Here is a 24,419-nt window from a genome sequence, read left to right on the forward strand (position 1 = left end):
AGGGCCCCGGACGCCGTGAGGCCCCCTCGACCGAATCGGTCGAGGGGGCCTCACGCGAGGATCACGCAAGGAGAGCGATCAGCCCTTGCGGGTCTTGATCTCCTCGGTGAGCTGCGGGACGACCTCGAAGAGGTCGCCGACCACGCCGTAGTCGACCAGGTCGAAGATCGGGGCCTCGGCGTCCTTGTTGACCGCCACGATCGTCTTCGAGGTCTGCATGCCGGCGCGGTGCTGGATGGCGCCGGAGATGCCGTTGGCGATGTACAGCTGCGGGGACACGGACTTGCCGGTCTGGCCCACCTGGTTGGTGTGCGGGTACCAGCCCGCGTCCACGGCGGCGCGCGAGGCGCCGACGGCCGCGCCGAGGGAGTCGGCGAGCGCCTCGATGATCGAGAAGTTCTCGCTGCCGTTGACGCCACGGCCGCCGGAGACCACGATCGCGGCCTCGGTCAGCTCCGGGCGGCCGGTCGACTCGCGCGGGGTGCGGCCGGTCACCTTGGTGCCGGTGGCCTGCGCGGAGAAGGTCACCGACAGCGCCTCGACGGCGCCGGCGGCCGGGGCGGCCTCCACGGGAGCCGAGTTGGGCTTGACGGTGATGACCGGGGTGCCCTTGGAGACCCTGGTCTTCGTGGAGTAGGACGCGGCGAACACCGACTGGGTGGCCACCGGGCCCTGGTCGCTGGCCTCGACGTCGACGGCGTCGGTGATGACACCGGCGCCGATGCGCAGCGCGAGACGGGCGGCGATCTCCTTGGCCTCGGCGGACGAGGGCACCAGCACGGCGGCCGGGGAGACGGCCTCTACGGCGGCCTGCAGCGCGTCGACCTTGGGGACGACGAGGTAGTCGGCGTACTCGGCGGCCTCGTCGGTGAGCACCTTCACCGCGCCGTGCTCGGCGAGCGTGGCGGCGGTGTTCGCGGCGCCGGCGCCGAGCGCGACGGCGACCGGGTCGCCGAGACGGCGGGCCAGCGTCAGCAGTTCCAGGGTGGGCTTGCGGACGGCGCCGTCCACGTGGTCGACGTAGACGAGAACTTCAGCCATGGGACTTCTTCTCTCCTGCTTGCGAAAGATGAGGGACGGGCGGCAACGGCCGGGCTCAGATGCTGTGTCGGCCCGGGGGACGACCCCCGGACCCCAGCCGTTAAATGAACTTCTGACCCACGAGGAACTCGGCGAGCTGCTTGCCGCCCTCGCCCTCGTCCTTGACGATCGTGCCCGCGGTGCGCGCCGGGCGCTCGGTGGCCGAGTCGACCGCGGTCCAGGCGCCGCCGAGGCCGACCTCGTCGGCCTCGATCTCCAGGTCTTCGAGGTCCCAGGACTGCACGGGCTTCTTCTTGGCGGCCATGATGCCCTTGAAGGACGGGTACCGCGCCTCGCCCGACTGGTCGGTGACCGACACCACGGCGGGCAGGGAGGCCTCCACCTGCTCGGAGGCGGTGTCGCCGTCCCGGCGGCCCTTGACGACGCCGTCCGCGACCGACACCTCGGACAGCAGCGTGACCTGCGGGACGCCCAGGCGCTCGGCGACCAGCGCCGGCAGCACGCCCATGGTGCCGTCGGTGGAGGCCATGCCGGAGATGACCAGGTCGTAGCCGGCCTTCTCGATCGCCTTGGCCAGCACCAGCGAGGTGCCGATCGCGTCGGTGCCGTGCAGATCGTCGTCCTCGACGTGGACGGCCTTGTCCGCGCCCATGGACAGCGCCTTGCGCAGCGCGTCCTTCGCGTCCTCGGGGCCCACGGTCAGCACGGTGATCTCCGCGTCGTCCGCTTCGTCGGCGATCTGCAGGGCCTGCTCGACCGCGTACTCGTCGAGCTCCGACAGCAGGCCGTCCACGTCGTCACGGTCGACGGTCAGGTCCTCGGCGAAGTGCCGGTCGCCAGTGGCGTCGGGCACGTACTTAACAGTGACAACGATCCTCAAGCTCACGCCGGCTCTCCTACTGCATCGTCTTTTCTGGGCTGCCTGCCTACGGGCAGCATAGGCGCCTGAAGCGGCCGTTCCCGGTGGGGGCGACCCGCGCTCCGAGCGAAATATTACTCGCCAGTACGCGCTTCTACGCTCCCGTAGCTGGTTCCCTCTAAGCAAGCGCTTTGAACTGTGACCTTCGCAACGCAGCGTAATCGGAACTCGACGTGTTCGCAGACGGGGGTGGGCGACGCGGGCCGGGCGGCCGGGCATCCGGCTCCGGGTGCGCTATTCCCGCAGCGCGTTGAAGCGCCCCTGGTGATAGAGCAGGGGGCGCCCCGCACCGGCGGGGTCGCCGAGCACCACCTCGGCCAGTACGACGCGATGGTCCCCGGCGGGAACGCGGGTGACGACCCGGCACACGAGCCAGGCGAGGACGTCGTCGAGCACCGGGACGCCCTCGGGACCCTCCCGCCAGGCGGTGGGTTCGCCGAAGCGGTCGGCGCCGCTGCGGGCGAAGGTGGCGGCCAGTTCCCGCTGGTGCTCGCCGAGCACATGGACGCCCACGTGGTCCGTCCGTGAGATGGCCGGCCAGCTGGAGGCACCGGTGCCGATGCCGAAGGAGATCAGCGGGGGTTCGGCGGACACGGAGGCGAGCGAGGTGGCGGTGAAGCCGACGGGGCCCTCGTCGCCGCGCGCGGTGATCACGGCGACACCGGCCGCGTGCTGCCGGAAGACGGAGCGGAGCAGGTCCGGCGAGGCGAGTCGGGAGGTACGGAGATCGGGCGTGGCCGTCATGGAGTTGTCCTTCTGCGCGAAGCCGGCGGCGGGGGTCCTGGGCTGTTCAGCAGCCCGGACAGCGCCCGCCCGCACCACGGACGAGGGCCGCGGTCCGAAGGCGTGCACGCTCGAAGCGCGCGAGGCGCTCGCAAGGAAGGAGTTCCGTGGACATACGGTCAGACTGACGATAGGTGGTCGATGCAGTCAAGTGCGTCCCGGCATGTGGGAGATGCGTCACCGAGGGCCTCCAGCCTCACGATCAGGGGCTTTTGGATGATCAGGGTGTTCCGGACGATCAACGGGCTCCGGACGGTCGGGCACCTGGCGTCGGACGGTCAGGCATCGGGCGTCGGACGGTCAGGTGGCGCCGACCGCCTCACCGAGCGCGGCGATCACGTCCGCCTTGCGCGGCTGTCCGGTGGCGCGGCGCACGATGTGACCCTCGGCGTCGAGGACGAGCACGGTCGGCGTCTTGAGGATCTCCAGTTCACGGACGAGTCCGAGACGGCTCTCGGCGTCGATCTCGACGTGCCGTACGCCCGGCACCAGTTCGGCGACCTCGCCGAGCACCCTGCGGGTCGCCCTGCAGGGGGCGCAGAAGGCGCTGGAGAACTGGACGAGGGTGGCCCGCTCGCCGAGGTCCTCGCCCAACTCGGCCGCGCCCAGCCGCTTTCCGCCGTCCCGCCCACGCACTCTGACTCTCCCGCTCCGCCGTCGGTTCAGCACTCCGTAGGCGCTCGCCAGGGCGAGCACCACCACACACACCGCGAGTCCGGTCATCCCCGGCTTCAGCGTTCACGAGGCTGCAAAGATTCCCGCGCCCGAGGGGGTGATCCCTGCGGAATACTCGATTCATGAACATCGATGCACGTGGGCCGCGTTTCGGAGCGGTCGTGACCACCGTGGTCCTGGCGGTCGTACTGATCACCGGCAGCGCCTGGCTGCTGGCCTGGCAGACGCTGGCGTTCGCGCTCGGCGCGGCGGCCGGAGTGGGCCGTTCCCCGTACGGACTGCTGTTCCGCCATGTCGTGCGTCCGCGGATAGCGCCGCCGACGCAGTTCGAGGCGCCCGAGCCGCCGCGGTTCGCGCAGGCGGTCGGGTTCGTGTTCGCCGCGCTCGGTCTGCTCGGCTACACGGTGGGCCCGGAGTGGCTGGGGCTCGCCGCGACCGGGGCGGCGCTCGCGGCGGCGTTTCTCAACGCGGCGTTCGGGTATTGCCTCGGGTGCGAGATGTACCTGCTCGTACGGCGAGTGGCGGTTCGCACGGAGTAAAGGTGGCGTAAAACGCCGAGGTGGATCAAGGGGTGACGTGACGAGGATCTCGCCAATCTCAGGCACCAGGACTGGTCACTCGTCCGTTCTTCGGGCACGATCTGCGCAATGCCGTAAACCTACGGCAGCGTAAGTTTCCCGCCGGGAGCACCCCTTCCCAGGCAGAGCAGAGAGAAGGGTCCCCTCCGTTCATGGCTGAGCTTGCCTACCGTCCCGCCATCGGTCTCGCCCAGACGTTGTTCAAGGCCTGGGACCTGAAGATCGATCTCAAGGGGACGGAGAACATCCCGCGCACGGGCGGTGCGGTGCTGGTGAGCAATCACATCAGCTATCTCGACTTCATCTTCGACGGTCTCGCCGCCCTGCCGCAGAAGCGCCTCGTCCGTTTCATGGCCAAGGAGTCGGTGTTCCGGCACAGGATCTCCGGCCCGCTGATGCGCAACATGAAGCACATCCCCGTGGACCGCAAGCAGGGGGAGACGGCGTACGCCCACGCGCTGGCCTCGCTGCGCTCCGGTGAAATCGTCGGCGTCTTCCCCGAGGCCACGATCTCCCAGTCCTTCACGCTGAAGAGCTTCAAGTCGGGTGCCGCGCGCATGGCCCAGGAGGCGGGCGTCCCGCTGATCCCGATGGCCGTGTGGGGCACGCAGCGGCTGTGGACCAAGGGCCACCCGCGCAACTTCAAGCGCAGCCACACCCCGATCACCATCCGGGTCGGCGAGGCGATCGAGGCCTCCCGCGACAAGTACGCGGGCGCGATCACCCGCCAGGTGCGCGAGCGCGTACAGGAGCTCCTGGAAGCCGCGCAGCGCGCCTATCCCGTCCGCCCCAAGGGCCCGGACGACACCTGGTGGATGCCGGCGCACCTCGGCGGCACGGCGCCGACCCCCGAAGAGGTGAAGGCTTCCGAGGCCCGCTGAGCGCGGCGCTCCACGGACGAACAGGTGGGCGGGCCTGCGGGCCCGCCGCTCAGAGCACGGTGGGAAGCGACTCCCACAGGCGCGGTCGGTCCGGGGCGGCCTTGAGGGCGGCCAGGACGGCCGGGTGCGGTGCGGCGTACAGCTCCGGGTGGTCCCGTTCGTGCGCCTGCGGGTCGGGTGTGAAGGCCAGGCGTTCGCCGTCGAGGGAGAACCGGGCGTCCACGCCCGGTTTGTTGCCCCGGGGGTCCTGCCGGTGCCAGGCACCGTCGAAGCGGACCGCGACAAGGCCGTGCACCACGTCGAACGTCTGGTAGCAGAGCGCCGTCGGGATGTCCTCGGCCCTCAGCAGGGCCGCCAGGGCGTGGGCCTTGGCGTAGCAGATGCCCGTGCCCTGCTCCAGGACGTCGGAGGCGCGCCAGGTGACGCGGAGATCGCCGGAGTCCTGCGAGTGCGGGATGGTGTCGCGCACGAACTCGAAGGCGGCCTGTGCATAGGCATACGAGTCGGCGACCTGGCCGGCCAGCCGCGCGGACACCTCGCGCACGAGCGGATGATGGTGGTCGATGGCCTCGTCCACAGCCAGATAGGCGGACAGGTCGGGGTTGGTCTGGATCAGCTCCATGCCTGCAGAGCATAAGAACACGATCACCCGGGAGTCAAATACTTTTCCGAGTGACCGTATATCTATGCATCCAATCCCCGGGTCGTCAGCCCGCCGCCATCTCCTCCTTGAGCGCCGCCACGAAACCGTCGACGTCGTCCTCGGTCGTGTCGAAGGCGCACATCCAGCGGACGTCTCCCGCGGCCTCGTCCCAGAAGTAGAAGCGGTAGCGCTTCTGCAGGCGCTCGCTCACGTCGTGGGGCAGCCGGGCGAAGACCGCGTTGGCCTGTACCGGGTAGAGGATCTCGACGCCGTGCACCGCGCGCACGCCCTCGGCGAGACGCTGGGCCATCTCGTTGGCGTGGCGGGCGTTGCGCAGCCACAGGTCCTTGGCGAGCAGGGCCTCCAACTGCACCGACACGAAGCGCATCTTGGAGGCGAGCTGCATCGACAGCTTGCGCAGGTGCTTCATGTGGCTGACGGCGTCGCGGTTCAGGACGACGACGGCCTCGCCGAACAGCGCGCCGTTCTTGGTGCCGCCGAAGGACAGCACGTCCACGCCGACCGCGTTGGTGAACGCCCGCATCGGTACGTCCAGGGAGGCGGCCGCGTTGGCTATCCGGGCGCCGTCGAGGTGCACCTTCATGCCGTGCCCGTGGGCGTGCTCGCAGATCGCGCGGACCTCGTCGGGCGTGTAGACCGTGCCCAGTTCGGTGTTCTGGGTGATCGACACCACCTGCGGCATCGCCCGGTGCTCGTCGTCCCAGCCGTACGCCTGCCGGTCGATCAGCTCGGGTGTGAGCTTGCCGTCGGGCGTGGCCACCGTGAGCAGCTTCAGCCCGCCCATCCGCTCGGGAGCGCCGCCCTCGTCGACGTTGATGTGCGCGCTCTCCGCGCAGATCACCGCGCCCCAGCGGTCGGTGAGCGCCTGCAGCGCCACGACGTTGGCGCCCGTGCCGTTGAAGACGGGGAACGCCTCGGCGCCCGCGCCGAAGTGCCCGCGGATCACCTGCTGGAGGTGGCCGGTGTAGTCGTCCTCGCCGTACGCGATCTGGTGCCCGCCGTTGGCGAGGGCCAGGGCGGCGAGCACCTCGGGGTGGGTTCCCGCGTAGTTGTCGCTGGCGAAGCCGCGCACCTGCGGGTCGTGGCGCCGCCGGGCATCGGTCTTCGGCGGGTTCACGGCATCTCTGCCGGAATTCACGGCTTCTCGGTCAGCCACAGACGCTTTCCGTTCACTTCGGGGGCGGACTGCTCCCAGACACCGGTGATGGACTCGGCGAGGTCCTTGACGTCCGTGAAGCCCGAGAACTTCGCGTTCGGGCGCTCCGCGCGCATCGCGTCGTGCACCAGCGCCTTCACCACCAGGATGGCGGCGGCGGACGTCGGCCCGTCGGCGCCCTCGGAGATCCCGGCCTTGCGGAAGTAGTCGGCCATGGCCAGCGTCCACGCCTCGGCGGCGGCCTTGGCGGCGGCGTACGCGGCGTTGCCCGCGGTGGGCTTGCCGGCGCCCGCGGCGCTGATCAGGACGTACCGGCCGCGGTCGCTGCGCTGCAGGGCCTCGTGGAAGGCGAGGGAGGTGTGCTGCACGGTACGGATGAGCAGCAGTTCCAGCAGGTCCCAGTCGTCCAGGCTGGTCTTGGTGAAGGTCTCGCTGCCGCGCCAGCCGCCGACGAGGTGGACCAGTCCGTCGACGCGCCCGAACTCCTTCTCGGTGCGCGCGGCCCACTCCTTCGCCGAGTCCCGGTCGAGGAGGTCGACCGTGTCGCCGACGACGGTGGCGCCGCCGTGGGCGTAGCGGGCCGCGTCCACGGCCTCGGCCAGTCGCTCCGGGTCGTTGTCGGACCCGACGACCACGGCCCCGGCCTCGGCGAGCCGGAGCAGGGTGGCCCGGCCGACCGGACCGCCCGCGCCGGCCACCGCGATCACCGCGCCGCTCAGTGCCCCGCCGCTACCGTTCCCCATGGTCTTCGCCTCCTGAGCAGTGTTCCGGACGCGGTCGCTCATGCGGCCACCCGCTCGGCACTCGCAGCGGTGATGCCCTTGGTCTGCGCGATCACGTTCTTCAGCTTCTTGGAGAGTGCCTCATAGAACATGCTCAGGGGAAACTCGTCCGGAAGCACGTCGTCCACCAGTTTTCGCGGCGGCAGCGTCAGGTCGAGGGCGTCGGGGCCCTTGGCCCAGCGGGATCCCGGGTGCGGGGAGAGGTACTGGGAGACCAGGTCGTACGCGGCGAACCAGTGGACCAGTTTCGGACGGTCGATGCCGTCGCGGTACAGCTTCTCGATCTCGGCGCACAGCTCGTTGGTGACCTGCGGGACGCGCTGCCAGTCGATGAACAGTTTGTTGTCGGTCCAGCGGACGACGTCGTGCTTGTGCAGGTAGGCGAAGAGCAGCTGTCCGCCGAGGCCGTCGTAGTTGCGGACGCGGTCGCCGGTCACGGGGAAGCGGAACATCCGGTCGAAGAGCACCGCGTACTGCACGTCGCGGCCCTGCGGGAAGCCGTCGGCCTCCAGTCGCACGGCCTCGCGGAAGGCGGTGAGGTCGCAGCGCAGCTCCTCCAGGCCGTACATCCAGAACGGCTGGCGCTGCTTGATCATGAAGGGGTCGAAGGGCAGGTCGCCGTGGCTGTGGGTGCGGTCGTGGACCATGTCCCACAGGACGAAGGCCTGCTCGCAGCGCGTCTGGTCGCCGACCATCTCGCGGATGTCGTCGGGCAGTTCGAGACCGAGCGTGCCGACGGCCGCCTCGGTGACCTTGCGGAAGCGGGCGGCCTCGCGGTCGCAGAAGATACCGCCCCAGCTGAACCGCTCCGGGGCCTCGCGCACGGCGATGGTCTCGGGGAAGAGGACGGCCGAGTTGGTGTCGTACCCGGCGGTGAAGTCCTCGAACTTGATGCCGCAGAACAGCGGGTTGTCGTAGCGGGTGCGTTCGAGATCGGCCAGCCAGTCGGGCCAGACCATGCGCAGGACGACCGCTTCGAAGTTGCGGTCCGGGTTGCCGTTCTGCGTGTACATGGGGAAGAGGACCAGGTGTTCGAGGCCGTCCTCACGGTGTGCCGCCGGCTGGAAGGCCAGCAGCGAGTCGAGGAAGTCGGGCACCTCGAAGCCGCCGTCGGCCCAGCGGCGCAGATCCTCGACGAGCGCCGCGTGGTACCCGGCGTCGTGCGGAACCAGCGGCGACAGCTCCTGGACGGCCTCCATGACGTCGCGCACGGCCAGCTCGGCGTCCGCCGGATCAGGGGCGCCCTCGGCGTCGAAGTCGATCGACCCGTCCTTGGACTGCCATGGCCGGATCCGCTCCACGGCATCCTTGAGCACGGGCCAGGCCGGGTGGCTCACTACCCCGCTCCGGGGAGGAATCCGTTCCTCCGCACCCACCTGCACAAGAATTTCCGTCATGACCCACCTTCCACGGGAGAACCTCGCGTATGGACACCGTATGCGTGCGGGACTCCCCGGGACAAGTGGAGACTCGGGAAATTATCCTGCCGTCTCGCAACTTCACCGCTATTTTTCCTGTGGGGCACCGCGAGAGCGAATACTTCCGCCGCCGTCCGGGTAGTCGCCGGAGTTCGGGAGATCCGCTCCGGACATCCCTCCGCAGCCCGGTCAACCCGCTGGGGACTCGCCCACCCGGGGGTGAGCCGCAAAGAGGACGGCAGCGCCCGTTCCCCCGGCCGACAGGCCTCATTCCCGGCCACCGGAGCGGGTACAAGGTCCGCCGGGGCCATTAGGCTGCGGCCTTGCCGCCGTGGGCACGGGACCGCCGCGCGCGGCAGCCGAGCCGCCGTCGACGGAAGCGGAGTCAACCCTTGAACTTCCTCACCATCGGTCATCGCGGGATCATGGGTGTCGAACCGGAGAACACCCTGCGTTCCTTCACCGCCGCCCAGCAGGCGGGCCTCGACCTGATCGAGCTGGATCTGCATCTGAGCAAGGACGGCGCGCTCGTCGTCATGCACGACGCCGACGTGGACCGTACGACCGACGGTTCGGGTCCGATCGCCGAGAAGACCCTCGCGGAGCTGCGCGTGCTGGACGCGGGACGCGGGGAGCGCGTGCCGGTGTTCGAGGAGGTCCTGGACGCGGTCACGGCCCCGCTCCAGGCCGAGATCAAGGACGTGGCCGCGGCGCGGGCACTCGCCGAGGTGATGAACCGGCGCGACCTGGTCGCCCGGGTCGAGGTGCTGTCCTTCCACGACGAGGCGATCGCCGAGATCGCACGGCTCGTGCCGGGCGTCCGTACGGCGCTGGTCGCCAGCCGCTATGGCATCGATGTCGTCGAACGGGCGACCGCGGTCGGCGCCACGACCCTGGTGCTGAACATCCGGCGGCTGACCCTGGAGGTCGTCGAGCGGGCGCGCAAGGCGGACCTGCGGATCATCGGCTGGGTCGTGAACACCCAGGACCATCTGCGGCTGGTGCGCGCCCTGGAGCTGGACGGCGCGACCACCGACTACCCGGAGATCAAGCGCACCGGCCGCTTCACCGCATAGCCGCCGCCGACGGGACGGTCGGCGGCGTAACGATTATGCGAGCCGTTTCGTCAGCAGCTCGAACTGCAGGTCGTCGCGTTGCGGCAGGCCGAACCGCTCGTCGCCGTACGGGAAGGGAGTCATCTCTCCCGTACGGCGGTAGCCGCGCCGCTCGTACCAGGCGATGAGGTCCTCGCGCACGGAGATGACGGTCATGTGCATCTCCTCCGCGTTCCAGGTCTCGCGGGCCAGCCGCTCCGCCTCGGCGATGATCACCTTGCCGAGACCCGCGCCCTGGAGTGCGGGGCTGACCGCGAACATGCCGAAGTAGGCGTGCGTACCCCGGTGTTCGAGCTGGCAGCAGGCGACCGTCGCGCCGTCGCGCTCGACGGTCAGCAGCCGGCTGTCGGGCGACTTGATGACCGCGAGGACACCCTCCGGGTCCGTCCGCTGCCCTTCCAGGATGTCCGCCTCGGTGGTCCAGCCTGTCCGGCTGGAGTCCCCCCGGTAGGCGGACTCGATCAGTGCGACCAGGTCGTCCACGTCGGTGTCGACGGCGTCCCGGAAGGTCAGTCCGTCGGGAGCGGTGGGCATGGAGCGGTTCTCCGATCTCGGGCGCGGCTCGGCCAGGCAAGAGAGTAGCGCTCCCGGTCGCACCCCTTACGCTCGGGACGCATGGTGCATGTACTGAGCAGCCGGACCTTGCTCCGCCCCGCCGATCCCGAGCGCTCCCGCGCCTTCTACGGCGAGCAGCTCGGGCTGCCCGTCTACCGCGAGTTCGGCACGGGCCCCGAGCGCGGCACCGTCTACTTCCTCGGCGGCGGCTTCCTCGAAGTCTCGGGCCGCTCCGCCGAACCGCCCTCCCCCGCCGTCGGGCTGTGGCTGCAGGTGGCCGACGTGACGGCGGCGTACGAGGAACTCGTGGCCGCGGGTGTCGAGGTGGACCGGCCGCCGGTGAAGGAGCCGTGGGGGCTCGTCGAGATGTGGCTCAGCGATCCGGACGGCACGCGGATCGCGGTGGTGGAGGTGCCGTCGGACCATCCGCTGCGGTATCGGCCGTGAGCAGCCGGGCACGGTGACCGGGCGGGGCGCCGCATGGTGACGGCCGGGGCGGCGCACGGTGGCGGCCGACGGTGGTGGAGGGCCGCCGGCTCCCTGTCACTGGCGGCAGAGGCAGAACGGGTGGCCCGCCGGGTCCGCGTACACGCGGAAGCCGCGACGGCCGTCCTCGTCGTCCAGGTCGAGCGGGGTGGCGCCGAGGGCCAGTACCTGCGCCTCGGCCTCGTCCAGGTCCGGCACGTCGAAGTCCAGGTGGAGCTGCTGGGAGCCGCCGTCGGCGCTCGGCCAGTTCGGCGGGCGGTGGTCCGGGGCCCGCTGGAAGGAGACACGGTGGCCGCCGGGGGCGTGGAGGTCGTACCAGTCGTCGCTGTACCGCTTCACCTCGCCGCCCAGCACGCCCGCGTAGAACCCCGCCAGCGCGGGCGGGTCCGGGCAGTCGAGTGCTACGAGGCTGTACGTGGCGATGGCCATGGGGTTCCTTCCGCTTCGAGGCTCACAGGTCCTTCAGCGCGGGCAGCAGCTTCTTCTCCGCCCAGTCCAGGAAGGGGAGCTGGTGGTCTCCCCCGATCTGGACGAGGGCGACCTCGGTGAAGCCCGCCTCGGCGTAGGGGCGGACGGCCTCGACGAAGGCGTCCACGTCGTCGCCGCAGGGAACGTTCTTCGCCACGTCCTCGGGCCTCACGAACCGGGTGGCCGTGTCGAAGGCCGCCGGGCCCGGGAGTTCGGAGTTGACCGGCCAGCCGCCCAGCGACCAGCGAAACTGCTCGTGCGCCCGCGCCACGGCCGCGTCCTTGTCGGTGTCGAAGCAGACGGGCAGCTGGCCCACCCTGGGCTTGCCGCTGCCACCGTGCCGGTCGAAGGACTCGATCAGTTCGGCCTTCGGCTCGGTCGCGATCACCAGATCGGCCAGCCGCCCCGCGAGGGCGCAGGACCGCTCACCGGAGACGGCTACACCGATGGGGGTCGGCGCGTCCGGCAGATCGAAGAGCCTGGCGTTCTCCACGTCGAAGTGCGTGCCGTGATGGTTCACGTTCCCGCCCTCGAACAGTGCGCGGATGATCTCGACGGCCTCTTCCAGCATCTCCAGGCGTACGTGCGCCGCGGGCCAGCCGCCGCCCACCACATGCTCGTTGAGGTTCTCGCCGGAGCCCAGCCCGAGCCGGAAGCGGCCCTCGGCGAGCAACTGCGTGGTGGCGGCCTTCTGCGCGACGACCGCCGGGTGGTAGCGGGTCGTCGGGCAGGTCACGTACGTCATGAGGGGGATCGTGGACGTGGCCTGCGCGGCGGCTCCGAGAACGCTCCACGCGTACGGCGCGTGTCCCTGCTCGGCCAGCCAGGGGAAGTAGTGGTCGGACGTGACGGAGAAGTCGAAGCCCGCCCGTTCGGCGGCCACCACGTGCTCCACGAGCTCACGGGGGCCGGCCTGCTCGGTCATCATCGTGTATCCGATTTGCACCATACGTTCCGAGTGGCCGGTCGGGGCCGCCCGAAACCCCCGCCGTCTCAGTGGCTGCCGAGGCCGCCGCTCCCGAAGCCGCCACTGCTGTTACGGCTCCACTGGCGCCGCTTCTGGTTCCTGGCACGCCGCGTGGACATGTTGCCCGAGGAGCGGAGTTCGTGCGGGGTGAGGACGGTGCCGTCGTGCGGCATCTCGTCGGCCTCGCGCATCTCCGAGATCTCGTGGACCGCGCCGCCCTCGGGCAGCCGGGGCTGATCCTCGGGGCGCGGCGGACCGGGTTCCCGGCTGCGCACCCGCATGCCCCACCACACCGCGACGACCAGCATGGCCGTGACCAGTAGTCCCACCACGAGGGGTCCCACGACGAAGGGCGCCGAACCGGCCACGACCTCGTGCGGGATCGCTGCGGCCCTGCCGAAGCTCTCCATGAAGGTGCGAGTACCCCTGCAGAACATCCCAAACAGGGCGGGACCGGTCCGCGTGTCGCGGTGTGCCGGGGGCCGCCGGGGGTACGGGGAGGGGATGCGAATGGGTGTACTCGACGTCGGCTCGAACACGGTGCGGCTTGTGATCGCGGAGACGGATGGAGCGGTTCCGCTTCCCGTGCACACCGCCAAGCGTCAGCTGCGCCTCTCCGCCCATGTGGAGCGAGGCGGCCATCTGCCGGTGGAACAGGTGGACCGGCTGGTGGAAGCCGTGCGGGACACCCGGGCGGAGGGCAGGCGGTGGGGGGTCGCCCAGCCGTTCGCGTTCGCCACCGCGATCGTGCGGGACGCCCCGAACCGCGACGAGATCCTCGGCCGGATCTCGGCGGAGGCGGGCGTGCCGCTGCATGTGCTGCCCGGCGAGGTGGAGGCCGAGCTGACCTTCCTGGCCGCCCGGCGCTGGATGGGCTGGCGCGCCGGGCCGCTGGCCCTGCTGGACATCGGGGGCGGTTCGTTCGAGGTGGCCTTCGGGCGCAGCAGACTGCCCGACTTCGCGATCGCGCTGCCGCTCGGCGCCAACCGGCTGACCCGTGAGTTCTTCCGCGGCCAGGACCCGCCGTCGCCGCACCGGATCAAGCTGCTGCGCCGGCACGTACGCCATCAGCTGCGCGATGTCGCGGCCCGTATCCGCTGGGAGGCGCCGCGGACGGCGGTCGTCACCTCGCGGATGTTCCAGCAGCTGGGCCGGCTGTGCGGCGCGGCCCCGGGCCGGTCCGGGCCCTTCACCACGCGGACCATGACCCGCTCCGACCTGGGCAGGGCCGTGGAGCGGCTGGCGGTGCTGCCGGCCGCGGAGCGCGCTCTGCTGCCCGGTATCTCCCTCGCGCGTTCGGGACAGTCCCTGGCCGGAGCGATCGTCGCGCACACCACGATGAAACTGATGGGCATCGACGAGGTGACCATCTGCCCCTGGGCGCTGCGTGAAGGGGTGTTGCTGCGCTGCATCGAGGACGGCAACTCCGAGTGGTGGGACTCGTACGGGCTGGACGCCCTGGAGAGCGCGGCGCCGGACGCGACGCCGCTGGTGCTCCGCCCCCTGCACGGGACGGAGCCGACGTCCGCGTAGGCCCCCGTCCTCGGCCCGACGCCCCGGCCGCCCACCGGCGTTCCTGCCGCCTGCCCCTTTACGTGGTGCAGGCCGTCCCGTTGAGGGTGAAGGCCGTGGGTGCGGTGTTGCCGCCGGACCAGGAGCCGTTGAAGCCGAACGTGACCGCCGCGCCCGGTGCGATGGCCGCGTTGTAGCTCGCGTTGGCGGCGGTGACGGCCGAGCCGGACTGGGTGACGGTCGCGTTCCACGCCTGCGTCACGCTCTGCCCGGCGGGCCAGGTCCACGCCAGCTGCCAGCCGTTGACGGCGGTGGTACTCGTGTTCCGCACCGTCACCTGCGCGGTGAAGCCGGTGTTCCACTGGCTCTGCACGGCGTAGGCGACCGCGCAGGCGCCCACCGGTTCGGGAGTGCCGTCGTCGACCCAGCCGAGCGCCTCGGCGATGCCGTAATAGGCGGGCTTGGGCTGGAAGTTCTCGTCGTACGGGGTCGCCGCGCCGTACCCGGTGAACACGTCCGGGATCCAGGAGTCGGAGTCGGTGAAGCCCCACACGGTGACGCCCTCGCAGCGCGCCACGGCGACACAGGCTGCGGTGACCGCCTTGTACTCGGCCTTCTGCTGGGCGAGTTGGGCGGTCGTGGGCGGGACGGTCATACGGATGTCGAGTTCGGTGATCGCGACGTCCACGCCGAGGTCGGCGAAGCGCTGGATGTTGGCCTGGAGCGTGGACGGGACCTGACCGAGGATCAGGTGGGCCTGCAGTCCCACGCCGTCGATCGGGACGCCCTGCTCCTTGAGGGATTTGACGAGGTTGTACAGCGCGGTGCTCTTCGCGTTGACGCCCTCGACGTTGTAGTCGTTGACGTACAGCTTCGCGGCCGGGTCGGCGGCGCGGGCGGCGCGCAGCGCGTCGGCGATGTACGAGTCGCCGATCGCCGTCTGGAAGACCGACTGCCTGCGCGTACCGTCCTCGTTGAACGGTTCGTTGACGACGTCCCAGTGGTCGATGCGGCCCTGGTAGCGGCCCGCCTCGGTGGCGATGTGGTCGGTCATCACGGTCCGCAGGGTGTCGGCGGTCCAGGTGCCGTTGCTGACCCAGCCGGGCAGTTGGCTGTGCCAGACCAGGGTGTGCCCGCGGACCTTCTGGGCGTGCGCCTCGGCGAAGTCGACGACGGCGTCGGCGCCTGACCAGGTGAAGCTCCCGCGGGTCGCCTCGACCGAACCCCACTTCATCTCGTTGCCCGGCGTGATGGAGTCGAACTGCTCGCCGGTGATCGTGCCGTAGGTGCCGTTGAGCTTGGAGGCCGTGACGGCCGTCCCGTAATAGATGCCCTTCGCGGCGGCGAGGTCCCGCAGTACGGGCTCTGCGGCGGCCTGCCGTCGCGTCGCGTCCTGCCGTTGCGTGGCGGCCGGTTCGGAGCCGGCGGCGGCGTGACCGGAGGCGGCTGCCCCGATCACGAGCGAGGCCGCGGCCAGGAACGCGGACGCGGCTCTCCGTAAGCTCTGGGGCTTCATGGACGTCCCTCTCATGATGGCTTCACGTCGCTTCCGGAATTTCCGGAAGACCTCTGCAAAGTTTCGAGAGTGCGTCCGGAACGGTAGAGGCGTACGGGGTGACCGTCAACGGAGGTGGGGCAGTTGACCGAGGAGGACACCGGGAACGCCGGGGGCGGTGGGGCGCGGGAGGGGCGGGGCAAGGTCACGATCACGGAGATCGCCCGGGAGGCCGGGGTCTCCGTGCCGACCGTGTCGCGGGTGGTCAACGGCCGGTCGGACGTGGCGCCGGGGACGCGTGCGCGGGTGGAGGACCTGTTGTGTCTGCACGGCTACCGCCGGCGGCCGTCCGGGGCGCGGGTGCGGGCCGCGCTGATCGACCTGGTCTTCGACGACCTCGACAGTCCCTGGGCGGTGGAGATCATCCGGGGCGTGGAGGAGGTGGCGCACGCGGCGGGGGTCGGGACGGTCGTCTCCGCGATCCACGGCCGCTCGGGGGACGCGCGCCGGTGGATGACGAACCTGCGGGCGCGTGCCTCGGACGGCGTGATCCTGGTGACGTCCGTCCTGGAACCCGTCCTGCACGAGGAGTTGCGGCGGCTCGGGGTGCCGCTCGTGGTGGTCGATCCGGCGGGCTCGCCCGCGCTGGACGCGCCCACGGTGGGGGTCACCAACTGGGCCGGCGGGATGGCCGCCACCGAGCATCTGGTGCGGCTCGGCCATCGCAGGATCGGGTTCGTCGCGGGGCCGCCGCGGCTGCTCTGCTCGCGGGCCCGGCTGGACGGGTACCGCGCGGCGCTGGACCGGGCGGGGATCGCCGTCGACGAGTCGCTGATCGTGCCCGGCGACTTCTACCCCGAGTCGGGGTACGCCGGATGCGCCGCGCTGCTGGACCTCGACCGGCCGCCCACGGCGCTCTTCGCCGCGAGCGACCAGATGGCGATGGGGGCCGTCGAGGCGTTGCGGCGGCGGGGGTTGCGGGTGCCGGAGGACATGAGCGTGGTGGGTTTCGACGACCTTCCGGAGGTCCGCTGGTCGGCTCCGCCGCTCACGACGGTCCGTCAGCCGCTCGCGGAGATGGGGAAGCTGGCGGTCCGCACGGTCCTTCGGCTCACCCGGGGCGAGGCCCTCGACTCGCCCCGGGTGGAGCTGGCCACGGAGCTGGTCGTGCGGGCCAGCACGGCGGCGCGACGCCCGCCTTCCGGGGCGGGGGCGAGGGGTTCGGTTTGAAGTGCGGGCCGGTGGGGGCTGGTCGCGCCGTTCCCCGCGCCCCTGAGCCGTGCCTGGCCCTCCGCGGTGGCATCGAGGACAGGTCCGCCAGCCCCTGCGCCGACACCCGGCAGCTCTCACAGTGCGGGACCGTGGGGGCTTGTCGCGCCGTTCCCCGTGTCCCTGAAAGGGCCCGACGAGGGCGGGGGCAGCACCCCGTTGGCTCGACGAGTTCCCTCCCGGTCTTCAGCGCGGTCGGGCAGGCGCCCCTTCAGGGGCGCGGGGAACTGCGCGGCCGGCCCCCACCGGGCAGCACTTCGAAACGAGCCCGATCCCGCCGCGGCCGAGCGGGCAGGCTCGGCGCGCCGTTCCCCGTGTCCCTGGAAGGGCGGGCCCTCAAAGGGGGCCCGGGTCAGGTGCGCGGGGTGCCCAGGCGGCCTTCCAGTTGGGAGAGGAGGTTGCCCAGGAGGGTTGCCAGGGTGTGTTGGTCCGTGGGGTTCAGGTCGGACAGGGCCGTTGTCTCGTACGAGAGCTGCTCGGGGAGGATGCCGTCCACCAGGGCGCGGCCGGCGTCCGTGAGGCGGACGTGGGCGACGCGGCGATCGCGCGCGTCCCCGCGCCGCTCGACGAGACCGCGCTCGGTCAGCTGCTTGAGCCGCTTGGTGACGGCGGCGCCGGACGAGAAGGTCTCCCGGGCCAGCTCCCCCGGTGTCAGTTCGAGGCCGGTGCGGCGCAGTGCGCCGAGGAGGTCGAACTCGGGGCGGGTGAGTCCGGCGTGCCGCAGCGGCGCGTCCTCGGCCTGCTGGAGGAGCGCGGCACACCGGTTGATGCGGCCGATGACCTCCATGGGTCCCGTGTCGAGGTCGGGATGGACCGTCCGCCACTGCCGGACCACCGCGGCGACCGTGTCGCCCCCGGCCGGCCGCCCCGCCCCGGCGCCCTCGTGCGGCCCGCCACCGGCGGCGTCGGTGCCGACCGCCCTCCGACCGTTCGCTGCCGTCATGCCTCTGCGTCCTCCAGAACGTGCGGTCCCTGCCGTCGTACCGTCGCCGCGAGCGTACGGTGTCCGGCCTGCTCCGCCAGCATCACCCGCTCCTGCGGCAGGGCGCGCTGCCACCATTCGCCGGCCGCCGCGTCGGCCGTGGCGCGCAGCTCGACGAGCGCGGCGGCCAGCCGACGGCGGGCGGCCTCCAGCGCGCCGGGACCGGGGGTGGAGCCGGAGCCGGGTCCGGAGCCGGGTCCGGGCGGCTCGGCGGCGATCAGCCGTGCCGCCTGCTCACGGGCGCGCTCCACCGTGTCGAGCGCGTCCTCGACACGGTCCCCGGCGCGCCGGTTGGTGACGGCGACCGCCGCCGCGAAACCGACGACCGCGCCGACCAGCGTGTCCACGACCCGGTCCGTCATCAGCGCGCCGGGCTCCTGGAAGCCGGTGAACTCGGTGATCAGCAGGGCCATCGGGGTCACGCAGATGCTGCCGAGCCAGTAGTTGCGGGTGATCAGTGCCTCCGCGCCGAAGTTGAAGGCGAGGCAGCACAGGACCAGGGCGGCGGGGCCGAGGTGGGCGAGCGGGGCGACGGCCGCGAAGAGGAGGACGCCGACGAGATTGCCGACGACGCGCTGGACGCCCCGGCTCCAGGTCAGCGTGAGGTTCGCCTGATAGAGCGAGGCCGCGGTGACCAGGGCCCAGTACGGGCGGCCGACGCCGAGCGCCAGGGACACGTAACCGGCGAGGGCGCACCCGAGCGCGGTGCGCAGGGCGAACGGGAGGAGGGGACCCAGCCCGCCGGACCACCGCCGCCGGCCGCTCCTCCCGGCGGCCGGGCCGGTCTCCAGCAGTTCGACCTCCACGCCGAGCAGTTCATCGGCGTCCCGTCCGGACGCCACCCGGGGTACGGGGTTCGTGCCGCGCAGGTCGCGCGCCCAGGTGCGCAGCCGGGCGGGGTCCGTGTCGGCGGGGGCCGCGAGCGCGACCTCGGCCCGTACGACCAGTTGTTCGAGGGCCCGGCGGGGCTCCGGACGCGCGCCGGTGGCGAGCAGCGACTGCCAGGCCGCGTGCACGGCGGCGGCAGCGGCGGCGCGGGCCCGCCGGTGGCCCGCTTCGCCGCGTACGCCGGAGGTGGACGCCGACCCGTGCGCCTCCACGTATCCGGCGGCCGCGTTCAGCGCGCGGGCCGTGGCCCGGCGCTCGGGGCCGTGCGGGCGTACGAGGCCGGGCGCCATGCCGACGAGCCAGGCCCAGGCGCCCGCCCCGGCGGCGAGGGCGAGGTGGCCCAGGACCTGGCCGAGCGTCTGGGGCGCGAAGAGGGAGGCGGAGCTGATGAAGGTGAAGATCACCGGTCCGGGCGGGCCGATCCGCGTCAGGTCGGTCAGCGCCTTGTGCGCGGCGGCGAGCAGCGCGCCGACCGCGACCAGGACCACGGCGGAGGACGTGAGCGACGCGGTGACCAGGGCGATCGCGACCGAGGCGAGCATGCCGAGGACGACTCCGCCGAGGGCACGGCCGCGGGCCGCGTACGGCAGGTTGTGGGCGTAGAGCGCGCAGAGCGAGCCGGCCATGGAGTACAGGGCGAGGTCGAGCCGGCCGAGCGCCAGCAGTGTCAGATTCGGCACGCCGACGGCGACGACCACGCTCAGTGCGGGCTTGAACCAGATGTCGGAGGGGCGGTTGAGGCGCAGGACGCCCGCGAGGGGCAGTCTGCGGACGGGGGTGGCGCGGTGGCGGGGGCGGACACTGCTCATACCCATAAGATTAGCAGGTGTTTTACTCATAAAAGATATTCGTGGGAGACATGCGCTCGCAGAAGCCTCTGCGGCCTGCCGCGCACCCCCCGCACGCTCCCCCTGTACGCCGTTGCGCCCGCTCGACTCCGCTTGTGTCCCGGCCGGCCGGGGCATCACTTCGACCGGACTGTCCGACACCGTCGAGCGGGGAGGTGCGCGGTGCACGGACCGGGGGCAGGTTCGGCCGGCTGGCTGCTCGTCGCGCTGTGCGCGGCGACCGGGGCCTACTGCCTGCTGCGGATGCGCAGCAGGGTCGAGGAGCAGCGCCGCACCGCGGGCGGCGAGGCGCTGATGGGGTTCGGCATGGCCGCGATGGCCGTACCCGCGGCGGTGCCGGCGCCACCGCGCTGGGCCTGGGTCGTCTACGCGGCCGTGTTCGGGGCGACGGCACTGCGCGCCCTGTGGGCCGCGCGGAACAGCGCCCACCATCTGCATCACCTGGTGGGCGCCTTCGCCATGGTCTACATGGCCGCGATGATGGCGAGCGGGACGCACGCGGGGATTCCGGTCCTGACCGGCGTACTGCTCGCGTACTTCACGGCGTACGTGCTGTGGACCGGGACACGGCTCGTACCCGTCGCCGCCGGCGGACCGGCGGGAGATCTCCGCGCGCCCGGCTGGGGCGACCGGCTGGAGCTGGCACGGGCGTGCCGGCTCTCCATGGGCATAGGCATGCTGGCGATGCTCCTCACCCTCTGAGGGCACCGGCCGGGGACACGGCCCGAGGGCACCCTCTGAGGGGGTTCGCGACTGTACGGAACCGTACGCAACCGTGGTCTGCGTCACTTGCCGCGGCCAGTCGTATCCGGCGGCGCCGCCGCGCTCATAGTCTGCTTCCATGATGGTCCCCGCAGCACTGTTGCTGCTCGGCGCCCTGGCCGCCGTCCTCGCTCCGCGCCTGCTCGCGCGGGCGCAGTGGCAGGACCGCGAACCGGTGGTCGCCCTGTGGGCGTGGCAGTGCGTGGTGGTGGCCGTCCTGCTCTGCTGCGCGCTGTCGATGGCGCTCAGCGCGGCCGCCGCCTGGCAGGCCGTGCGCGGCAGGCTCTTCGCCCCCGCCCCGCACGCGGTGGTGGAGGCCTACGCGCTCGCCGGGGGCCCCTGGGCCGCGGCGACGGCGGTGACACTGGCGCTCGGCGGGGTGTGGACCGCGGCCATGCTGGCCCGTGAGATCGGCCGGGCCGCGGCCAGGCGACGGCGCCGCCGCGCCGAACTCGTCGTACGCGCACCGCTGTTGCCGGGGGAGGAGCCGGGCGGTGAGCGGCTGGTCGTCCTGGAGGGGGAGCGCCCCGATGCCTGGTGGCTGCCCGGCGCCGCGCCCCAACTCGTCATCACCACCGCCGCGTTGCGCCGCCTCAAGGGGCAGCAGCTGGACGCCGTGCTCGCCCATGAGCAGGGCCACGCGCGCGCCCGGCACAACTGGCTGCTGCACTCCTCGGCGGCGCTGGCGGGCGGCTTTCCGCAGGTCCCGGTGTTCGCGGCGTTCCGTGACGAGATGCACCGGCTGGTGGAGCTCGCCGCCGACGACATGGCGTCACGCAGGTTCGGCCGGCTGACCACCGCTCTCGCGCTGGTGGAACTCAACGAGGACCGCGGTGTGTTCGGCCCCTGCCCGACCCCGCAGGCGCATGTTCCGCAGCGGGTCCACCGGCTGCTCACTCCCCCGGACCGCCTCCCGCCCACCCGCAGGCTGAAGCTCACCGCGGCGGCGGCGCTGGTGCCGGTGATCCCGGTCCTGGTGGCCTTCGGGCCGGGTCTGCGGGCGCTCGGGTGAACGCCGCAGGCACGCGCGGCGAACCCCTGGTTCGCCTCTGACCCCGTCCGTCGGCGAGGATCGGCGTATGCACTCTCCCGTCGACTCGCCGCCCCACGCGACCGGCCCCGGGATCGCCCTGCGCGTTGCCACGGCTCTCGCTCTGCCCACCGTGCTGCTGATCGTGCTGGTCACGGCCTCCTGGGACCCGCTCATGGCCCTCGACGGCGACATCGCCCGCACCACCCACCGCTGGGCGGTCGACGACCCCGACCTGACCCAGGCGTTCCGCATCCTCACCGACTGGGTGTGGGACCCGTGGACGATGCGGGCCCTGATCGCCGTCACCGTGCTCTGGCTGGTGCTGCACCACGGCGCGTGGTGGCTCGCCCTGTGGCTGACGGCCACCCTCCTGGTCGCCGGGCTCCTCTCGCAGGGCATCAAGGCGGCGGTCGACCGCGACCGCCCCGTCTGGCCCGACCCGGTGGACTCCGCCCACTTCGCCGCCTTCCCCTCCGGGCACGCCATGACGGCCACGGTGGCGTGCGGCCTGCTGCTGTGGGTCCTGCGCCTGTACGGCACGGGGCGCGTCCTGTGGCGTATCGCGGTGGCCGTGGCGGTGGTGTCGGTCGCCGGTGTGGGGTTCACCCGGATCTGGCTGGGCGTGCACTGGTCGACGGACGTGCTCGCCGGCTGGCTGCTGGGCGCGTCGGCGGTGGCCCTGGCGGTGGTGTCGTACGCCCGCTGCTTCCCTCCCGCGCGAAGCACATGATGTACTCCCCTTGCGTGATCGAATAGTTGATCCAACCCGTTCATTGGCGCGATGGAGTTGCTTGTCATGTCGACCGGCCCACAGCGGTTCTCGCAGATCGTTACCGACAAGGCGCACCCGGCGCGTGTCTATGACTGGCTGCTGGGCGGCAAGGACAACTATCCGGTCGACGAGGCGGTGGGCGAGAAGCTGCCGCCCGAGGCGAAGGACGCGGCCCGCCAGAACCGGCAGTTCATGCACCGGGCGGCCGCCTGGCTGGCCACCCAGGGCGTCGACCAGTTCCTGGACATCGGCACGGGCATCCCCACCGAGCCCAACCTCCACCAGATCGTCCAGGACATCGTGCCGACGGCGAAGGTCGTCTACACCGACAACGACCCGATCGTGCTGCGTCACGCCGAGGCGCTGCTGGTCAGCCGTCCCGACGGAGTCACCGACTACATCGAGGCCGATGTGCGGCAGCCGGAGGCGATCGTCGAACACGCCCGGCGCGTGCTGGACTTCAGCCGTCCCATCGCGCTGTCGCTGATCGCGCTGATGCACTTCATCCCCGACGAGCAGGACGCCCACTCCATCGTGCGCGACCTGGTCGCCACGCTGCCGTCGGGCAGCTATCTGGTGCTGTCGCACGCCGCCTCCGACCTGTATCCGGAACTGGCGGCGCAGGTCACCGCCGAGTACGCCAAGGGCGGCATCCAGCTCGGCTTCCGCACCCGCGCGGAGGTGGAGCGCTTCTTCGAAGGCCTCGAACTCGTGGCGCCCGGCCTGGTGACGGCGACGGAGTGGGACGCCTCGGGCAAGGTGCAGGGGGCCGAGGGCAGCGGCATCTACACGGGCGTGGCCCGCGTCTCCTGACCGCGGGACCTTCGGCACGGGCGGTCGGTACGAACCGGTTGAGACGGTAACTCCCTTACCTGATGCGGTAATTGGCCCCGGGCGTCACGTCTGACGCAGGGACCCCACGGGCAGGCCATACGGGAACGAGCCGCCGTGGTCCCGGCGGTTGCGCCTGCCCGCCGGGACCGTACGTCACCGAAGGGACCCCCATGCCCCCTTTCCGTACGCCCTCCTTGCGCCGCGCCGCATTGGCCCTGACCCTGACGCTCCTGGCGTCGGGGTCGGCGGTCTCCGCGACCACGGCCGCCACCGCGACCGCCGACCCCGCGGCGGCCACGGCATCGGCCGGACGCGCCTGGTTCACCTCCTGGGCGCAGTCCCAGCAGGATCTCGCCCCGACTCCCCTGCGCGACCAGTCCGTTCGCATGATCACCCATCTCGGGCAGGGCGGCGGGGCGCTGCGGGTCCGGATCCAGAACACCTTCGGTACGACCCCGCTCACCGTGGACGCCGCCACCGTCGGGCACAGCGACGGCCAGGGCGCGGCCGTCGAGGGCGACGTCCTCGCCGTCACCTTCGACGGGCGGCGCGAGGTCGTCGTACCGGCCGGCGGCGAGGTGTGGAGCGACGCGGCGGCGCTGAGGACCGAAGCGCAGGACGACGTCGCGGTCTCCCTGTCCGTGTCCGGCACGGTCACGCCCGGACGGCACACCAGCGCCTTCCGCTCCAACTACCTGACCGCGCCCGGCTCCGGCGACCACACGACCGAGGCGAGCGGCTCCGCGTACACGCAGACCGTCGGCTCCACGTACCTCGTCAGCGCCGTCGACGTGCACAACCCGAAGCTCAGGGGCACGATCGTCGCGTACGGCAGCTCGGTGGTCGACGGGACCGGCAGCACCGACTGCGGGCCCGGCTGCACGCCCGAGGGAACCGATCACCGCTGGACGGACGATCTCGCCCGCCGCGTGACCGCCGAACTCCCCCGCACCCGGCAGCTCGCGATCGCCAACGCGGGCATCGGGGGCACGACCAGTTCCGCAGACTGCCCGCGCAATCCGGCCGGTGTCCGGGGGCTCGACGCGGTGTCCCGGCTGGAGCGGGACGTGCTCGCCCTGCACGGGGTGACCGGGGTCCTCTACTACTACGGCACGAACGACCTCGCCAACGGCTGCGACGCCGAGCTGATCCTGCGCAGCTACGACGAGGTGTTCCAGCGGCTGCGGGCCGCCGGGATCAAGGTCTACGTCACACCGATCACCCCGCGCCCCGGCTACACCGACCGGAACAACCTCGACCGCCACGCCGTCGGCACCCACGTCAAGAAGGGGAACACCTGCGACGGCACGTGCGACGGGGTGACGGACTTCGACCAAGTCCTCAAGGACCCGCTGAAGCCCAACAGCATCGACCCGGCCTACGACACCGGCGACGGGATCCACGCCAACATCGCGGGCCAGCGGGCGCTCGCCGACTACGTCTCCCTGCCGATGCTCCTGTCGTCGACCGCACACCGCTGACGTCACCGCCCGCGCCCCCGCCGGGTGCCGGATCATCGGTGGGGTCAGAATCAGA

At 71.7% G+C, this 24,419-nt stretch carries 26 protein-coding genes; 11 read left to right on the top strand and 15 right to left on the bottom strand.

The window, feature by feature from the left end:
- Positions 1-78: 78 nt before the first annotated feature.
- The 4 genes from J8N05_RS36440 to J8N05_RS36455 all read right to left on the bottom strand — a co-directional run bounded on the left by J8N05_RS36440 (position 79) and on the right by J8N05_RS36455 (position 3,466).
- Positions 79-1,041 (bottom strand): electron transfer flavoprotein subunit alpha/FixB family protein, encoded by a 963-nt coding sequence (locus tag J8N05_RS36440; RefSeq protein WP_210890791.1) that lies wholly within the window; start codon positions 1,039-1,041, stop codon positions 79-81.
- 100 nt (positions 1,042-1,141) lie between these two features.
- Entirely contained in the window at positions 1,142-1,927 is a 786-nt protein-coding gene (locus J8N05_RS36445) for an electron transfer flavoprotein subunit beta/FixA family protein (RefSeq protein ID WP_210890793.1), read from the bottom strand.
- Positions 1,928-2,194: 267 nt separating this feature from the next.
- Positions 2,195-2,704, bottom strand: coding sequence for a flavin reductase family protein (locus J8N05_RS36450; RefSeq protein ID WP_210890795.1), 510 nt, complete (start codon positions 2,702-2,704; stop codon positions 2,195-2,197).
- Between the two features lie 339 nt (positions 2,705-3,043).
- Positions 3,044-3,466, bottom strand: a complete 423-nt coding sequence (locus J8N05_RS36455; RefSeq protein ID WP_210890797.1) for a TlpA family protein disulfide reductase — start codon at positions 3,464-3,466, stop codon at positions 3,044-3,046.
- A gap of 74 nt (positions 3,467-3,540) precedes the next feature.
- Between J8N05_RS36455 and J8N05_RS36460 the strand changes: the two genes are divergently transcribed.
- Together J8N05_RS36460 and J8N05_RS36465 are read left to right on the top strand one after the other, a co-directional pair.
- Entirely contained in the window at positions 3,541-3,957 is a 417-nt protein-coding gene (locus tag J8N05_RS36460) for a DUF4395 domain-containing protein (RefSeq protein WP_210890799.1), read from the top strand.
- A gap of 191 nt (positions 3,958-4,148) precedes the next feature.
- Positions 4,149-4,877 (top strand): lysophospholipid acyltransferase family protein, encoded by a 729-nt coding sequence (locus tag J8N05_RS36465; protein WP_210890802.1) that lies wholly within the window; start codon positions 4,149-4,151, stop codon positions 4,875-4,877.
- A 49-nt stretch (positions 4,878-4,926) separates the two neighbouring features.
- Here J8N05_RS36465 and J8N05_RS36470 read toward each other — a convergent pair whose 3' ends face one another.
- The 4 genes from J8N05_RS36470 to J8N05_RS36485 all read right to left on the bottom strand — a co-directional run bounded on the left by J8N05_RS36470 (position 4,927) and on the right by J8N05_RS36485 (position 8,876).
- Complete coding sequence (locus J8N05_RS36470; protein ID WP_210890804.1) at positions 4,927-5,499, bottom strand: transglutaminase domain-containing protein; 573 nt, start codon at positions 5,497-5,499, stop codon at positions 4,927-4,929.
- An 85-nt stretch (positions 5,500-5,584) separates the two neighbouring features.
- On the bottom strand, positions 5,585-6,658 hold the full coding sequence (locus J8N05_RS36475; RefSeq protein WP_210890806.1) for a threonine aldolase family protein: 1,074 nt from the start codon (positions 6,656-6,658) through the stop codon (positions 5,585-5,587).
- 17 nt (positions 6,659-6,675) lie between these two features.
- The gene (locus J8N05_RS36480) at positions 6,676-7,440 is read right to left on the bottom strand and encodes an SDR family NAD(P)-dependent oxidoreductase (protein ID WP_210890808.1); all 765 of its coding nucleotides are present in this window, start codon (positions 7,438-7,440) and stop codon (positions 6,676-6,678) included.
- A gap of 38 nt (positions 7,441-7,478) precedes the next feature.
- Positions 7,479-8,876 (bottom strand): DUF6421 family protein, encoded by a 1,398-nt coding sequence (locus tag J8N05_RS36485; RefSeq protein WP_210890810.1) that lies wholly within the window; start codon positions 8,874-8,876, stop codon positions 7,479-7,481.
- Between the two features lie 413 nt (positions 8,877-9,289).
- On the opposite strand from J8N05_RS36485, the gene J8N05_RS36490 reads away from it, so the two are divergent.
- A complete protein-coding gene (locus J8N05_RS36490; RefSeq protein WP_210890812.1) occupies positions 9,290-9,973 on the top strand; it encodes a glycerophosphodiester phosphodiesterase in 684 nt (227 codons plus the stop codon).
- Positions 9,974-10,006: 33 nt separating this feature from the next.
- On the opposite strand, the gene J8N05_RS36495 is transcribed toward J8N05_RS36490, so the two are convergent.
- The gene (locus J8N05_RS36495) at positions 10,007-10,546 is read right to left on the bottom strand and encodes a GNAT family N-acetyltransferase (protein ID WP_210890814.1); all 540 of its coding nucleotides are present in this window, start codon (positions 10,544-10,546) and stop codon (positions 10,007-10,009) included.
- Between the two features lie 81 nt (positions 10,547-10,627).
- Here J8N05_RS36495 and J8N05_RS36500 point away from each other — a divergent pair, with 81 nt between their 5' ends.
- Positions 10,628-11,014, top strand: a complete 387-nt coding sequence (locus J8N05_RS36500) for a VOC family protein (RefSeq protein WP_210890816.1) — start codon at positions 10,628-10,630, stop codon at positions 11,012-11,014.
- 96 nt (positions 11,015-11,110) lie between these two features.
- Here the strand turns inward: J8N05_RS36500 and J8N05_RS36505 are convergent, their stop codons facing one another.
- Genes J8N05_RS36505 through J8N05_RS36515 form a run of 3 tightly spaced genes read right to left on the bottom strand, consistent with a single transcriptional unit; the run spans position 11,111 to position 12,898 of the window.
- The gene (locus J8N05_RS36505) at positions 11,111-11,482 is read right to left on the bottom strand and encodes a VOC family protein (RefSeq protein ID WP_210890817.1); all 372 of its coding nucleotides are present in this window, start codon (positions 11,480-11,482) and stop codon (positions 11,111-11,113) included.
- 22 nt (positions 11,483-11,504) lie between these two features.
- Positions 11,505-12,470, bottom strand: a complete 966-nt coding sequence (locus tag J8N05_RS36510) for an LLM class F420-dependent oxidoreductase (RefSeq protein ID WP_210890819.1) — start codon at positions 12,468-12,470, stop codon at positions 11,505-11,507.
- 44 nt (positions 12,471-12,514) lie between these two features.
- Positions 12,515-12,898: a DUF6479 family protein gene (locus tag J8N05_RS36515; RefSeq protein WP_247706832.1), complete on the bottom strand. Its 384-nt coding sequence runs from the start codon at positions 12,896-12,898 to the stop codon at positions 12,515-12,517.
- 94 nt (positions 12,899-12,992) lie between these two features.
- On the opposite strand from J8N05_RS36515, the gene J8N05_RS36520 reads away from it, so the two are divergent.
- A complete protein-coding gene (locus J8N05_RS36520; protein WP_210890821.1) occupies positions 12,993-14,021 on the top strand; it encodes a Ppx/GppA phosphatase family protein in 1,029 nt (342 codons plus the stop codon).
- Positions 14,022-14,079: 58 nt separating this feature from the next.
- On the opposite strand, the gene J8N05_RS36525 is transcribed toward J8N05_RS36520, so the two are convergent.
- The gene (locus J8N05_RS36525) at positions 14,080-15,516 is read right to left on the bottom strand and encodes an endo-1,4-beta-xylanase (RefSeq protein ID WP_247706833.1); all 1,437 of its coding nucleotides are present in this window, start codon (positions 15,514-15,516) and stop codon (positions 14,080-14,082) included.
- Positions 15,517-15,639: 123 nt separating this feature from the next.
- Between J8N05_RS36525 and J8N05_RS36530 the strand changes: the two genes are divergently transcribed.
- Positions 15,640-16,725: a LacI family DNA-binding transcriptional regulator gene (locus J8N05_RS36530; RefSeq protein ID WP_210890825.1), complete on the top strand. Its 1,086-nt coding sequence runs from the start codon at positions 15,640-15,642 to the stop codon at positions 16,723-16,725.
- Between the two features lie 391 nt (positions 16,726-17,116).
- On the opposite strand, the gene J8N05_RS36535 is transcribed toward J8N05_RS36530, so the two are convergent.
- Positions 17,117-17,707 (bottom strand): MarR family winged helix-turn-helix transcriptional regulator, encoded by a 591-nt coding sequence (locus J8N05_RS36535; RefSeq protein WP_210890827.1) that lies wholly within the window; start codon positions 17,705-17,707, stop codon positions 17,117-17,119.
- Positions 17,704-19,443, bottom strand: a complete 1,740-nt coding sequence (locus J8N05_RS36540) for an FUSC family protein (RefSeq protein ID WP_210890829.1) — start codon at positions 19,441-19,443, stop codon at positions 17,704-17,706. The genes J8N05_RS36535 and J8N05_RS36540 overlap by 4 nt, the downstream gene beginning before the upstream one ends.
- Positions 19,444-19,644: 201 nt before the next feature.
- Between J8N05_RS36540 and J8N05_RS36545 the strand changes: the two genes are divergently transcribed.
- The 5 genes from J8N05_RS36545 (at position 19,645) to J8N05_RS36565 (ending at position 24,364) form a co-directional block, all read left to right on the top strand.
- Complete coding sequence (locus J8N05_RS36545; protein ID WP_210890831.1) at positions 19,645-20,184, top strand: DUF5134 domain-containing protein; 540 nt, start codon at positions 19,645-19,647, stop codon at positions 20,182-20,184.
- A 139-nt stretch (positions 20,185-20,323) separates the two neighbouring features.
- Positions 20,324-21,256, top strand: a complete 933-nt coding sequence (locus tag J8N05_RS36550) for a M56 family metallopeptidase (protein ID WP_210890833.1) — start codon at positions 20,324-20,326, stop codon at positions 21,254-21,256.
- A gap of 67 nt (positions 21,257-21,323) precedes the next feature.
- A complete protein-coding gene (locus J8N05_RS36555; protein WP_210890835.1) occupies positions 21,324-22,007 on the top strand; it encodes a phosphatase PAP2 family protein in 684 nt (227 codons plus the stop codon).
- 66 nt (positions 22,008-22,073) lie between these two features.
- Positions 22,074-22,862 carry an SAM-dependent methyltransferase gene (locus J8N05_RS36560; RefSeq protein WP_210890837.1) on the top strand — a complete coding sequence of 263 codons (789 nt, stop codon included), beginning with the start codon at positions 22,074-22,076 and terminating at the stop codon, positions 22,860-22,862.
- 191 nt (positions 22,863-23,053) lie between these two features.
- The gene (locus J8N05_RS36565) at positions 23,054-24,364 is read left to right on the top strand and encodes an SGNH/GDSL hydrolase family protein (RefSeq protein WP_210890839.1); all 1,311 of its coding nucleotides are present in this window, start codon (positions 23,054-23,056) and stop codon (positions 24,362-24,364) included.
- The last annotated feature ends 55 nt before the right edge of the window (positions 24,365-24,419 follow it).

The organism is Streptomyces liliiviolaceus (genome assembly GCF_018070025.1).
GTDB lineage: Bacteria > Actinomycetota > Actinomycetes > Streptomycetales > Streptomycetaceae > Streptomyces > Streptomyces liliiviolaceus.

Bases quoted from the DNA above. Each gene is read 5' to 3' on its own strand.
- J8N05_RS36555 (WP_210890835.1), top strand. From the start codon at position 21,324: ATGCACTCTCCCGTCGACTCGCCGCCCCACGCGACCGGCCCCGGGATC.
- J8N05_RS36510 (WP_210890819.1), bottom strand. From the start codon at position 12,470: ATGGTGCAAATCGGATACACGATGATGACCGAGCAGGCCGGCCCCCGT.
- J8N05_RS36540 (WP_210890829.1), bottom strand. From the start codon at position 19,443: ATGAGCAGTGTCCGCCCCCGCCACCGCGCCACCCCCGTCCGCAGACTG.
- J8N05_RS36460 (WP_210890799.1), top strand. From the start codon at position 3,541: ATGAACATCGATGCACGTGGGCCGCGTTTCGGAGCGGTCGTGACCACC.
- J8N05_RS36525 (WP_247706833.1), bottom strand. From the start codon at position 15,516: ATGAAGCCCCAGAGCTTACGGAGAGCCGCGTCCGCGTTCCTGGCCGCG.
- J8N05_RS36560 (WP_210890837.1), top strand. From the start codon at position 22,074: ATGTCGACCGGCCCACAGCGGTTCTCGCAGATCGTTACCGACAAGGCG.
- J8N05_RS36465 (WP_210890802.1), top strand. From the start codon at position 4,149: ATGGCTGAGCTTGCCTACCGTCCCGCCATCGGTCTCGCCCAGACGTTG.
- J8N05_RS36480 (WP_210890808.1), bottom strand. From the start codon at position 7,440: ATGGGGAACGGTAGCGGCGGGGCACTGAGCGGCGCGGTGATCGCGGTG.
- J8N05_RS36565 (WP_210890839.1), top strand. From the start codon at position 23,054: ATGCCCCCTTTCCGTACGCCCTCCTTGCGCCGCGCCGCATTGGCCCTG.
- J8N05_RS36470 (WP_210890804.1), bottom strand. From the start codon at position 5,499: ATGGAGCTGATCCAGACCAACCCCGACCTGTCCGCCTATCTGGCTGTG.
- J8N05_RS36485 (WP_210890810.1), bottom strand. From the start codon at position 8,876: ATGACGGAAATTCTTGTGCAGGTGGGTGCGGAGGAACGGATTCCTCCC.
- J8N05_RS36440 (WP_210890791.1), bottom strand. From the start codon at position 1,041: ATGGCTGAAGTTCTCGTCTACGTCGACCACGTGGACGGCGCCGTCCGC.
- J8N05_RS36505 (WP_210890817.1), bottom strand. From the start codon at position 11,482: ATGGCCATCGCCACGTACAGCCTCGTAGCACTCGACTGCCCGGACCCG.
- J8N05_RS36455 (WP_210890797.1), bottom strand. From the start codon at position 3,466: ATGACCGGACTCGCGGTGTGTGTGGTGGTGCTCGCCCTGGCGAGCGCC.
- J8N05_RS36550 (WP_210890833.1), top strand. From the start codon at position 20,324: ATGATGGTCCCCGCAGCACTGTTGCTGCTCGGCGCCCTGGCCGCCGTC.
- J8N05_RS36450 (WP_210890795.1), bottom strand. From the start codon at position 2,704: ATGACGGCCACGCCCGATCTCCGTACCTCCCGACTCGCCTCGCCGGAC.
- J8N05_RS36500 (WP_210890816.1), top strand. From the start codon at position 10,628: ATGGTGCATGTACTGAGCAGCCGGACCTTGCTCCGCCCCGCCGATCCC.
- J8N05_RS36535 (WP_210890827.1), bottom strand. From the start codon at position 17,707: ATGACGGCAGCGAACGGTCGGAGGGCGGTCGGCACCGACGCCGCCGGT.
- J8N05_RS36515 (WP_247706832.1), bottom strand. From the start codon at position 12,898: ATGGAGAGCTTCGGCAGGGCCGCAGCGATCCCGCACGAGGTCGTGGCC.
- J8N05_RS36495 (WP_210890814.1), bottom strand. From the start codon at position 10,546: ATGCCCACCGCTCCCGACGGACTGACCTTCCGGGACGCCGTCGACACC.
- J8N05_RS36520 (WP_210890821.1), top strand. From the start codon at position 12,993: ATGCGAATGGGTGTACTCGACGTCGGCTCGAACACGGTGCGGCTTGTG.